Source organism: Flavobacterium sp. (assembly GCF_036515215.1).
GTDB lineage: Bacteria > Bacteroidota > Bacteroidia > Flavobacteriales > Flavobacteriaceae > Flavobacterium.
The window spans coordinates 1-10,927 of the sequence record NZ_DATBVQ010000057.1; the positions used below are offsets into that span (position 1 = coordinate 1).

Annotated in this window: 13 protein-coding genes; 5 read left to right on the forward strand and 8 right to left on the reverse strand. The window is 35.9% G+C overall.

Annotation, left to right across the window (positions count from 1 at the left end; genetic code table 11):
• Positions 1 to 181: 181 nt before the first annotated feature.
• Complete coding sequence (locus tag VIH09_RS04270) at positions 182 to 661, reverse strand: Lrp/AsnC family transcriptional regulator (RefSeq protein ID WP_007139244.1); 480 nt, start codon at positions 659 to 661, stop codon at positions 182 to 184.
• Between the two features lie 77 nt (positions 662 to 738).
• On the reverse strand, positions 739 to 1,893 hold the full coding sequence (locus tag VIH09_RS04275; protein WP_331578237.1) for a M14 metallopeptidase family protein: 1,155 nt from the start codon (positions 1,891 to 1,893) through the stop codon (positions 739 to 741).
• A gap of 311 nt (positions 1,894 to 2,204) precedes the next feature.
• Between VIH09_RS04275 and VIH09_RS04280 the strand changes: the two genes are divergently transcribed.
• The gene (locus tag VIH09_RS04280; RefSeq protein WP_331578239.1) at positions 2,205 to 2,681 is read left to right on the forward strand and encodes a helix-turn-helix transcriptional regulator; all 477 of its coding nucleotides are present in this window, start codon (positions 2,205 to 2,207) and stop codon (positions 2,679 to 2,681) included.
• A 28-nt stretch (positions 2,682 to 2,709) separates the two neighbouring features.
• Here VIH09_RS04280 and VIH09_RS04285 read toward each other — a convergent pair whose 3' ends face one another.
• Entirely contained in the window at positions 2,710 to 3,261 is a 552-nt protein-coding gene (locus tag VIH09_RS04285) for a 1-acyl-sn-glycerol-3-phosphate acyltransferase (protein ID WP_331578241.1), read from the reverse strand.
• Between the two features lie 63 nt (positions 3,262 to 3,324).
• Here VIH09_RS04285 and VIH09_RS04290 point away from each other — a divergent pair, with 63 nt between their 5' ends.
• Complete coding sequence (locus VIH09_RS04290) at positions 3,325 to 3,990, forward strand: fused MFS/spermidine synthase (RefSeq protein WP_331578243.1); 666 nt, start codon at positions 3,325 to 3,327, stop codon at positions 3,988 to 3,990.
• Between the two features lie 64 nt (positions 3,991 to 4,054).
• Positions 4,055 to 4,765 (forward strand): potassium channel family protein, encoded by a 711-nt coding sequence (locus tag VIH09_RS04295; protein ID WP_331578245.1) that lies wholly within the window; start codon positions 4,055 to 4,057, stop codon positions 4,763 to 4,765.
• Between the two features lies 1 nt (position 4,766).
• On the opposite strand, the gene kdsB is transcribed toward VIH09_RS04295, so the two are convergent.
• The 4 genes from kdsB to VIH09_RS04315 form a co-directional block, all read right to left on the reverse strand.
• Positions 4,767 to 5,492, reverse strand: coding sequence for a 3-deoxy-manno-octulosonate cytidylyltransferase (gene kdsB, locus VIH09_RS04300; protein ID WP_331578247.1), 726 nt, complete (start codon positions 5,490 to 5,492; stop codon positions 4,767 to 4,769).
• An 83-nt stretch (positions 5,493 to 5,575) separates the two neighbouring features.
• Positions 5,576 to 6,667, reverse strand: coding sequence for an acyltransferase (locus VIH09_RS04305; RefSeq protein ID WP_331578248.1), 1,092 nt, complete (start codon positions 6,665 to 6,667; stop codon positions 5,576 to 5,578).
• Between the two features lie 52 nt (positions 6,668 to 6,719).
• Positions 6,720 to 7,550: a 4,5-DOPA dioxygenase extradiol gene (gene ygiD, locus VIH09_RS04310; protein ID WP_331578250.1), complete on the reverse strand. Its 831-nt coding sequence runs from the start codon at positions 7,548 to 7,550 to the stop codon at positions 6,720 to 6,722.
• Positions 7,551 to 7,567: 17 nt separating this feature from the next.
• Complete coding sequence (locus VIH09_RS04315; RefSeq protein ID WP_331578252.1) at positions 7,568 to 8,989, reverse strand: ATP-dependent DNA helicase; 1,422 nt, start codon at positions 8,987 to 8,989, stop codon at positions 7,568 to 7,570.
• 151 nt (positions 8,990 to 9,140) lie between these two features.
• On the opposite strand from VIH09_RS04315, the gene VIH09_RS04320 reads away from it, so the two are divergent.
• Complete coding sequence (locus VIH09_RS04320; protein ID WP_331578254.1) at positions 9,141 to 9,962, forward strand: DUF3822 family protein; 822 nt, start codon at positions 9,141 to 9,143, stop codon at positions 9,960 to 9,962.
• Positions 9,959 to 10,552, forward strand: a complete 594-nt coding sequence (locus VIH09_RS04325) for an RsmD family RNA methyltransferase (RefSeq protein WP_331578256.1) — start codon at positions 9,959 to 9,961, stop codon at positions 10,550 to 10,552. Before VIH09_RS04320 ends, VIH09_RS04325 begins: the two co-directional genes overlap by 4 nt.
• 103 nt (positions 10,553 to 10,655) lie before the next feature.
• Here the strand turns inward: VIH09_RS04325 and VIH09_RS04330 are convergent.
• The coding region (locus VIH09_RS04330) for a ketopantoate reductase family protein (protein WP_331578258.1) at positions 10,656 to 10,927 on the reverse strand (272 nt) is incomplete at its 5' end.

Sequence of the window (10,927 nt, forward strand, 5' to 3'; positions counted from 1 at the left end):
AAAGTGATAAAAACACTATTGTATATATTATATTTAGAAAGGACGTTTTGGTTAAAACGTTCTATTTTAGGGAGCGTATACATAATTTTGTTACAGTTGGTTTGGTTTAGCGGAAAATAGTTATAAAAAAATAACCCCAAGAACTAACTTGAGGTTATATAAAATATAGCGTTCAAGTTTATTACATGTTTTTAAAGATCGTGTGCATTAGACGCTTTTTGTCGTTAATGCTTTCTTCAAGTGAAATCATGGTTTCGGTTCTGTACACGCCATCAATATCGTCGATCATAAAAATAACATCTTTGGCATGCTTGGTGTCTTTTGCTCTAATCTTGCAAAAAATATTAAACTTACCTGTAGTTACGGAAGCCACGGTTACAAACGGGATCTCATTGATGCGTTGCAATACAAATTTGGTTTGAGAAGTGTTATTAAGAAAAACCCCTACATAAGCAATAAAAGAATAGCCTAGTTTATCATAGTCAAGCACTAATGATGAACCCATTATTATACCGGCATCTTCCATTTTCTTAACCCTAACGTGAACAGTTCCTGCAGAAATTAATAATTTTTTTGCAATATCCGTAAACGGAACTCTTGTATTGTCTATCAACATATCTAAAATCTGGTGATCTACTTCATCTAAACGGAATTTACTCATATTTCTTTAATTAATATTATTAATTGCCATAACAAAGTATAAAAATATACATAAAAACAACAAAATGACGCAAATTTTTATTTTTTTATCAATCCGTTAACAAATTTAATGCTATTTTCTAAATAAAAATCGGCTTTTTGATTTAATTTCGGAAACTCTCCAAACTCATCTTTGTATTTTGCCTCTTTGGCATCGTATTCAAAATGACCGTGGTACCCTTCCAATTCGCCAATTTCTACAATATAAGCATTAAAACGTATTTCGTTTTCAATCAATTCTTCTTTGTATTGTGCAGCAAAATTCGTGATTTTTTCAATACCATCATAATTTAATTTGACATTTTTGTATATAAAATCATAAAAACAGGCTTTATTTTGAGGAATATTCAAATAAATGTTAATTCCGTTGTCAACTATATCGTTTTCGCTAAGTATCGCAAAACTGGAAACCAGGGCCGTAAAAACGTACTTTCTGGTTTCTTCCCTTTGATAATCACCCGAGAAATGTCCCGCTTCAAATAACAAAGTGCTTACTCCGAGCGCCTGAAAAGTATCTCCGATACAATTTATATTAAAGGAGTCATCAAAACGTCCTACTTGATTTGGAATATACCTTTGCAGCACATTATTAATTCCCGCAATAAGGCTTATGGCTTTCGATCGGGACTCATTTATCTCTCTTTCTTCATTATAAGAAGGCGCAAGAAAAGACATTGTGGCCGGTTTACCGGTACTCCCCACTCCAAAAATGGTTCGTTGATCATGCAGGTTATAGCAATAATCCGGTTTAAAAGATTCAAAAGCCTCCCTCAATACTATGCTTTCTGGTTGGGTAAGACTCTGGGAATCCCTATTCAAATCGATTTCATTTGCGTTTAAACGAGTGTACAATTTCGCTCCATCGGGATTCAGCATCGGGATGCAGTAAAACGTAAAGGAATCAAGCAGCTGCACAGCAAGCCCAGAGCCGCTGTTTAACAGATTAAGAAAGTCAAACAAGCCTTTAGTCGTGGTGCTTTCATTTCCGTGCATCTGGGACCAAAGCAATATTTTTATTTTTCCCGCTCCAATTTGATATTTATAAATCGGTTTTTCAAGAACCGATTTTCCGATAATTGAAAGCTGATTGTCGGTGTTCATTTTCTCCAATAGAGGTTCAATCGATTCTAAAGTGAGATATCTTCCGAAGATAGATTTCTCTTTATTTTCACTAAATAATTGTTCTAGATCCATGTAGTATTATTTGATTTACAAAAGTAAACAACTTTATTTTTACAATTGTAAACAAGTCAAAATGTGTTTAGATTAGAAATGTAATCAAATATAACGCCGTTAACACTATTCTTCAGCTATTGTTAATTGACAAATGTCATCTGTTTTTTATTTATAGTCTAATTATTTATTTATCAGTATTTTATAAATGTTTATTTAGTAAATTACTTTAGTTGTTTTTCATAATTAAAAACTATTTACACTTGTAATTTTGGAGTTAACTACTATTTTAGTTACATTTGTAAATCGTATATTTTTAATTACAATTTACAATGGTAAACACTGAAGAATTTATCAAACGTCTTGAAATCATACTGGATTATTACGGTCTGAATGCTTCCGCATTTGCCGATAAAATTGGGGTACAACGTTCTAGTTTGTCCCACCTCCTTTCTGGGAGGAACAAACCGAGCCTTGATTTTATCCTTAAAATTTTGGATGTTTTTCCGGATGTGGATTTGTATTGGATTCTGAATGGCAAGGGAAGTTTTCCAAAAAATAATGAAACGGCGCCAAAAATCGAAAGCAAACAGGAAAAAGAAAATTTCCCCAATAAGCCTACTCCAATCACTGAGCATTCATCTCACGAAAATTTATTTTCGAAAGAAAGTTATGCCGATAAGGTCAACGTGGAGAATCCTAAAAAAGAGGAAGTTCAAAATGTTGTAAATAGTACCGTTTCTGATGAAGTCGAAAAAATAGTGTTTTTTTATAAAAATGGAACGTTCAAGGAATTCAAACCGAATTAGCTTCTCGGTCACTTTTATGTTTGTCAATTTATTCTTTATATCCCTTTTCAGGAACCTTACCTTCTACTCCTCTAAAATGTTCCATCAAGATCGGCATGTCTTTTTCTATATTTCCTGATGGCATCAACGGTGCTCCTAAATTGACTTCTTTTTTTCCAAAATCAAATGCAACCGGAATTATGGGTACGTTTGCTTTTAAAGCGATGTAATAGAAACCCGTTTTAATTTCGCCCACTTTTTTGCGGGTTCCTTCTGGAAGAACCGCCAAACGGAAAATTTCTTTTCTCTCAAAAATGGAGGCGATCGAATCTACCTTGTTCATCCCGCCAGATCGATCCAATGGTTCCCCGCCCATGTACTTAAAATAATAGCCAAAAGGAAAGACAAACAATTCCTTTTTGGCCACAAAATTCATTTGAAGACCTGTAATGCCTCTGGTGAAAATGCCAAGGTAAAAATCATGTGCACTTGTGTGAGGCATAACCATCATGACGCATTTCTTTATGTCCGCATCGATGGTTCCCACAATCTTCCAGCCCATAAGCTTGAAAAATATCCATTTATATATTTGTTTCTTCATTGTTCGCCAATTTAGCGCAAAATATATAATTTAAAACTTATTTTTGGTAAAAAAGAGCGATTGATGATCAAAAAAATACTTAGCTATTTTATTCCCTTTAAAATTCACTCCGTAAAATCGGCAATAAGTAAGTCGATTGAAGTGACCTGGACTAATGGTGAATTAGTTTTGGATTCCGAAAACACAAATTATTCCTATGGCAGTCTGCAGCGTATTTTGAGACTGGGATTGCAAACGATTGGTTTTGAAAAAATAGCGGCTATGAGGCATATTTTGGTCCTGGGAGTCGCGGGTGGGAGTGTCATAAAGACCCTAGTGGATGAAATTAAATTTGAAGGTAAAATAACCGGAGTAGAAATCGATCCGGATATAATTAAAATAGCCAATCAATATTTCAACCTTGACGAAATAGAACAATTGGAAATAATAATTGATGATGCCTTTGAATTTGTTTTAAAAACAAAAGAAAAATACGATTTGATCATTATTGATGTTTTTCAGGACGCAATGATGCCTAATTTTTTATACGAAGCTTTTTTTACCGATAGGATTTGTTTTCTATTGCGAAGTAAAGGGTTTGTTCTGTTCAACACCATGCTTTTGAATGAAAAACACAACATGAAAAATAAAAAATACATCCAAGAATTTAATGATGTGGATTACATTGTGAATTCAATTCCAAGGGTCGAAAGACACAATGAGTTAATAGTGATTGAGAAAAAACGCTAAAGGAATATCCGTTTTACATAACAGATATTAGTTGTAAATTATATTTAAATTCTAGCTTAAACAGATGAAAAAAATCATAAGAAAGCTGCTCTTGGGAAATGTCACAAAGGTAGAGAGACCCAAATTCAATCCTATTCAGAAACGCGTTCAAAACATAAAAGCAATATGGAACAACGACCATCAGGATGACAATGGAATTGAAAAGATTGTGCGTTTATTTCTTTCGTCGTCTCTTTTATTCTTTCCGGGAATTTACATTAAATATTTGGCTTCAAAAAAAGGGCCCGAATATGAGGATTTGGCTCTGGATTTTTATGTTCTGCTCAAAGTTGCGCTGCCTTTATTGATTTTGATTAACCAATGGCAAGACAACAATTTTATTCTTGTGCTGATGGTTTATGTGATGCTGGAAACCATATTGTATATTCCCACCTTGATTTTTGCCTCCGATTTATTTTCAAAACCACGTTCTTACAAAAGATCTATGCTTTTGTTGTTTTTTAATTATATCGAAATGGTATTCGCTTTTGCAGTCCTATACAGTTGTGATAATTATCTGAACAAGCCTTTCACGCATTGGTTTGATGCCATCTATTTCAGCACCGTTACTTCATCAACAATAGGTTTTGGAGAGTTCTATCCACTAAAAACTTTTGGCAAGTTTTTAGTGAGCGTGCAATCCATGTTGGTTTTGCTATATGTGGTATTGTTTTTGAATTTTTTCTCCACCAAAATAAAATCGAAAGGATATTTTGATCAGGACAATCAGGTATGATCTAAAGCATTCCTCTCGCCTTTTCCAGATCTTCGGGCGTATCGATTCCGATGCCGACATGGGTGGTTTCGATCATTTTGATTCGTCTTCCAAATTCAAGATAACGCAATTGTTCCAGTTTTTCGGATGCTTCCAATGATTTCATTGGCAGGCTGTAAAAGTCAGACAAGGCTTGTTTGCGAAAAGCATAAATCCCTATGTGCTGCATGTAGCGAACTCCCACATTTTTTTCTCTCGGATACGGAATTACCGAACGGGAGAAATACAAAGCAAATCCGTTTTGGTCCGTGACTACTTTCACATTATTGGGATTGTTGACTTCGTCTTCGTCTTTTATTTCGCGCATCAATGAAGCCAAATCCACTTGTTTGGCCGAATCTTTCCTGAAAGTCTCGATCAGTTTTGCAAGCGGTTCCTCATTGATAAAAGGTTCGTCCCCTTGCACATTGACTACAATATCCACATCCAGATTTTCGATCGCTTCAGCAATGCGGTCACTTCCCGATTCGTGTTCTTTCATACTGCGGATGGCTTTCCCTCCATTAGAAACGATTTCGTCATATATCAAATCGGAATCCGTTACCACAAAAACGTCGTCGAACAATTGAGTGCTCTTTGCGGCTTCATAGGTTCTTAAAATAACTGTTTTGCCCCCCAAATCCTGCATCAGTTTTGCTGGAAATCGTGTTGAAGCGTAACGGGCGGGAATGACGGCTATTATTTTCATTGTTGTATTTTAATGGTGCTGATTTATCCGGGTAGTTTAAAAGAATTAAGGTAGCTATTTTTTCTGACGTAATGAGGTTTTATTTATACAGACTTAGGACTATCCGCTTTTCGTTTCAAAATGATTTTAAAATATTTATTTAACGGTTTTTCAAACCAAATAAAACTAACATAACTTATGATTAAAGAAAGCGCAAACATTATAAGGATGATAACGTATTCATTTTTGATATGAAAATAAAGTTTGTTGAAATTTATAAAGTACTTTAAAACCAGCTGATGAAACATATAAAAACCAAAGCTGATCTCCCCAAGTAAAATCAATGATTTATTGGACAAAAAACGTGATATTGCACCATTCTGAAAGGAGAAAATCAATATTATTAGGCTCATTGGTATCCAATAATAGACTGAATATCGCATAACCAATGGAACCGATGTGTGAAAAACAAAGAAAAGAATCAGTATTGTGACCGAAGAAATTTCAAGTAGATTATAATTGATTGTTCGTTGCTTTTTTTTAATTCTCAAATAGAATTCAAACAACATAATTCCTATAATAAAATCAAATACCCTAAAAAAGGGATTCACATAGAATAGAGATTTATAATACTCTGCCGGAATGATTACCATGAGTATAGGAATTAAGAGTACCAGCATTGTCAAGAAAGCTTTCTTGTATTTATGTTCTTTTATTTTCGAGCTCCAAATGATTAAAAAAGGAAACAGCAAATAGAAGAATAACTCATTCGAAATACTCCAAGAGGGGGAGTTGAATGAAAAATAGATGTACTTAATAGGGATAAAACTTTGGGTTAAAGTCAAATTAAAGAATAGCTGAGCGAACCAGGTAGATAAATCAAAGGAAACGTTCTGAAGTGTTATCGGAACGGCAATTAACAAGCATAATAAATGGACGGGATAGATTCTTGCGATTCTGGCAATATAAAAATCAGATTTGGAAATGTTTCTGTCCAAAATGGAATCACGATAATTGTACGCCAGTATAAATCCGCTTAAAATAAAGAAAAAGCTCACACCAATAAAGCCCTCTTTTAGGATATATTCATGAATCCATCTCAAATAAGATGCTTTGCTTTTGCTTAAAAAAGTTAAGTGATGTGTAAATATAATAAATGCAAAAAAGAATCGTAGCGAAGTAAGAGGCTTAATCATTTCTGTCTATAAAATTAGTGTGGTTTTTCACAGCCCAAATATAAGTTTTATTTTATAAAATCTTCACCGAAGTCATACTCAACGAGCCAGCCAATAATTTGTCGTTGAACAAACTCAGCTCCTCGGTTTTTCCTTTCAGCGCCAAGGTGTAAATCAAGGGCAAATAATGATCCGGCGTAGGAATCGCCAATTGAAACGCTTTGCTTTGTTTTTCGAAATCAATAAGCGGTTGAAAGTTTCCGTCCAGCAAATAGTTGTTTACTTTCTCCCTGACTTCGATTGCCCAATCATAACCATAATTGTCTCGGTCAAAATTCCTGAAATCAACTAATCCCAAATTGTGCACGATATTTCCGCTACCTATTATCAATATTCCTTTGGTTCGCAAGGCACTGAGCTTTTGGGCCAATTCAAAATGGTACTGTCCCGGTTTTGTATAATCAATACTCAACTGAATCACAGGCACGTTGGCATCGGGATATAAATGTTTAATTACACTCCAAGCGCCATGATCCAAACCCCAATGTTCGTCGAGCTCAACTTGGGTTGGCAATAATAATTTTGATGTTTCTAATGCAAATTCAGGGCTTCCTTTCGCGGGATATTGCACGTCAAACAGTTCTTGGGGAAAGCCGCCAAAATCGTGGATTGTTCTTGGCATTTCCATCGCGGTCACCTTGGTCCCTTTGGTAAACCAATGCGCCGAAATACACAAAATAGCGTTGGGTTGTGGCAAGGTTTTGGCCAGATTCCGAAAACCGGCAACAAACTCATTTTCCTCAATCGCGTTCATCGGGCTGCCGTGTCCGAGAAACAAAACCGGCATTTTTTCGGTATTCGAAAAGGAGCTTGATATTTTATGTAAGTCATTTAGTGTGTCCATGGTAGTAATTTACAAAATTATTCCACAAAATTGTCGTCCTTAAACCCTATCAAATATAATTTGTTTTTGGCTCGGGTCATCGCGGTATACAGCCAACGGATGTAATCTCTGTCTATACCGTTTGGCAAATACGGCTGTTCTACAAAAACCGTGTTCCACTGCCCTCCTTGTGACTTATGGCAAGTGATGGCATAGGAGAATTTCACCTGCAAACCGTTAAAATATTCGTTGGCTTTCACTTGCTGGAATTGCTTGTATTTAGTCTCCCCTTCGTAATCTTTCAACACTTCCTGGTACAAACGATTGGATTCGTCGTAGGTCAATGACGGAGATTCGCTTTTTATGGTATCCAATAACAGAACGGTTTCAAACGGGATCTGTTTCGGGTAATCGACCATACGTATTTTTACATTGGCAAACTTAAAACCGTACAATTCTTTGATATTAAAAATTTCGAGTATCTCGATTATATCACCATTGGCAATAAAGCCGGCTTCATCCGTTTCTTTCAGCCAAAAATAATTGTTCTTTACCACCATCAAGAAATCACCCGTGGAAAGTTCGCTTTCCTTATCGAGGATTTTGGTTCGTATTTGTTCATTGTACTGATTTGCCCTTTTATTGGAACGAACAATGAAAGCAGTGTCTTCGATGCTATAATTGCTGTAGGCCGAATTTATGGCGTCCTGTATGTCATATCCGTCAATCAAGCGAACAATGTCCTTGAACTTCTTGACATCAAACTGGAAGTCGGTAATGAAGGAATCCTTAAGCAATTCACGAAGTTCGGTGGCGTTACGTAAAATCCCCGAATCTTCTTCCTGACGCATGACTTCATCCAGCTCAATATGTTCTATCTCTTTGTTGTAATTCAAACTCAAGGTTTGGATATCCAGTGCCGGGCTGATGTCTAAATTCACTGGAGGCAACTGGGCGGTATCCCCCAATAGAATCATCTTACAATTGGTTCCTGAATAGACATACGAAATCAAATCGTCCAGTAAAGAACTGCTTTCATACAGTTTCGAATCTGAATTGGTGTCCGATATCATAGAGGCCTCATCGACAATGAATATAGTGTTCTTATGTTTGTTTTGCTGCAAGGTGAAAGACACACCGCCACCAGAGGATTTTTTGGGGAAATAGATTTTTTTGTGAATCGTAAAAGCCGGTTTTTCTGAATAGTTGGCAATTACTTTGGCGGCGCGGCCCGTTGGCGCCAGCAAAACATACTTTTTATTGATGCTTAAAAGGTTGTTTACAATCGTCGATATCACAGTAGTTTTTCCTGTTCCCGCATATCCCTTGAGTACAAAAATCGTGTCATTATCTGGTTCTGTCAAAAAAATGGCAATCTTTTGAAAAAAGATGTCCTGATTATACGTCGGCATAAAAGGAAAACTGTTTCGTAAAAGGCTATAAAACAAGGAGGAATTCATTATGTAATGGTTACTGTAGAATGAACCTCAAATATAGGAATCAAAATTGAGGGAACCACATTAAATCCCATTAGAATAAAAAAATATTGTAAGTTTGTCATCGCATTAAATCCTTTCCGGATTGTAAGGAAAGAATGGATTAAATCAGATTATGTCTACACAAAATACAAATATTACCGAAAAGAAATATAAAAAACTGTCCATTCAAGTTTCCTTGACAGGCCTTTCTTTTTGTTGTTTTGACACACTCAACAATACAGTAACTTCCTATAATGAAGTGCGGTTTGACAGCTTTCATAAAGGGATAAAAATAGAGGATTTGTTTTCAAATGCTTTTCGGGATTATCCAGAATTGAATGAGGAATATGACGATGTTCTTGTGCTGCACAATAACAGTCTGTCCACATTTGTCCCTGCTCCTCTTTTTGACGAGAATTTCATGGGAAGCTATCTACAGTACAACACCAAAGTTTTTGAAACTGATTTTTTTGCATTCGATGAAATCAGCAATTATGAAATCAATTCGGTTTACATTCCATATGTCAACATGAATAATTTTTTTATTGACCAATTCGGCACTTTCGATTATAAACACACCAACAGTATTCTTGTATCTACCCTATTGGATGCCTCCAAAAACATTGACGACAAGAAAATGACCGTTCATTTTAGCCAAGGCCATTTTGAAATCATGGTCATCCAAAATCAAAAATTGTTGTTGTTCAACTCCTTTGATTATCAGACGCCCGAAGATTTCATTTATTACGTCCTGTTTACCGCGGAGCAATTGAACTTGAATCCGGAGAAATTTCCTCTGGAATTAATAGGAGATATAGATTCCGAAAGTGAATTTTTCAAAATAGCATACAAATACATCCGTAACGTTTCGCTGATAGATGTGGAAGCATTACGATGGAACAATTATTTTTCTGAGGCCGAAAACAGAAAACATTTTATACTTTTCAACTCATGAGAATAATTTCAGGAAAATACAAAGGAAGACGCATCTCCCCACCCAAAGGACTTCCCGTCCGCCCCACCACCGACATGTCTAAAGAGGCATTATTCAATGTATTGAATAACCATTTTAGTTTTGAAGGGCTGAAAGTCTTGGATCTGTTCTCTGGGACGGGAAACATAAGCTACGAATTCGCCTCAAGAGGCAGTTCGCCAATCACTTCCGTGGATGGCGATTTTGGTTGCGTTAAGTTCATCAAGCAAGTGGCTTCCGAGTATGATTTTAACATTGCGGCAACCAAAAGCGATGTTTTCAAATTCTTGGAAAGAAACAATGCCACTTTCGATATTATTTTTGCAGATCCTCCTTATGCTTTAGACCAAACAACTTTCGAAAAAATCGTATTGCTTGTTTTCGAAAAAAACACACTTAACGAGGATGGAATGATGGTTATTGAACATTCTAAATACACCAAACTTGACCACATGATTAATTTTTCTTTCAAGAAAAGTTATGGAGGTTCCATTTTTAGTTTTTTCGAATTGGCTAAAAGCGAAGAGGAACAGGATCAGGACCTAATGGAAAGCGACGGCGAGGAGGAATAATTATTCCTGTTTTACTTTTACATACACAAAAGCCCTTGTAATTACAAGGGCTTTTCATTTATTTTTTAATCAGTGACGATAGTTTAGAATTCAAGTTGAGAGATTAAACCCCTTCATTTATATTCGACAGTTTATCCAGCACGAGCTGATAGGTTGGCGTTTCCATTTCATATCTTACCCCTTCATTCACCACAAACTCAGTCAAGGAGGCGAGTTCAAATTTCCGCCCTGCCAATAGATCACGATGCATGGACGAGGTAGCAGTATGGGGCGTCTTCTCGAGTTTCAGAATGGTTAGCATAATGATGTCATTGGGCAATTCCAGTCCTTTTATTGCGGCAATCATGGTGATTTCGTTGAGTAAGGCAACATAAA

What these genes read in the sequence shown, in the direction of transcription:
- VIH09_RS04315 (WP_331578252.1), bottom strand. Translation starts at nt 8,989, where the DNA reads ATGAATTCCTCCTTGTTTTATAGCCTTTTACGAAACAGTTTTCCTTTT.
- VIH09_RS04280 (WP_331578239.1), top strand. Translation starts at nt 2,205, where the DNA reads ATGGTAAACACTGAAGAATTTATCAAACGTCTTGAAATCATACTGGAT.
- VIH09_RS04285 (WP_331578241.1), bottom strand. Translation starts at nt 3,261, where the DNA reads ATGAAGAAACAAATATATAAATGGATATTTTTCAAGCTTATGGGCTGG.
- VIH09_RS04275 (WP_331578237.1), bottom strand. Translation starts at nt 1,893, where the DNA reads ATGGATCTAGAACAATTATTTAGTGAAAATAAAGAGAAATCTATCTTC.
- kdsB (WP_331578247.1), bottom strand. Translation starts at nt 5,492, where the DNA reads ATGAAAATAATAGCCGTCATTCCCGCCCGTTACGCTTCAACACGATTT.
- VIH09_RS04305 (WP_331578248.1), bottom strand. Translation starts at nt 6,667, where the DNA reads ATGATTAAGCCTCTTACTTCGCTACGATTCTTTTTTGCATTTATTATA.
- VIH09_RS04320 (WP_331578254.1), top strand. Translation starts at nt 9,141, where the DNA reads ATGTCTACACAAAATACAAATATTACCGAAAAGAAATATAAAAAACTG.
- VIH09_RS04290 (WP_331578243.1), top strand. Translation starts at nt 3,325, where the DNA reads ATGATCAAAAAAATACTTAGCTATTTTATTCCCTTTAAAATTCACTCC.
- VIH09_RS04325 (WP_331578256.1), top strand. Translation starts at nt 9,959, where the DNA reads ATGAGAATAATTTCAGGAAAATACAAAGGAAGACGCATCTCCCCACCC.
- VIH09_RS04295 (WP_331578245.1), top strand. Translation starts at nt 4,055, where the DNA reads ATGAAAAAAATCATAAGAAAGCTGCTCTTGGGAAATGTCACAAAGGTA.
- VIH09_RS04270 (WP_007139244.1), bottom strand. Translation starts at nt 661, where the DNA reads ATGAGTAAATTCCGTTTAGATGAAGTAGATCACCAGATTTTAGATATG.
- ygiD (WP_331578250.1), bottom strand. Translation starts at nt 7,550, where the DNA reads ATGGACACACTAAATGACTTACATAAAATATCAAGCTCCTTTTCGAAT.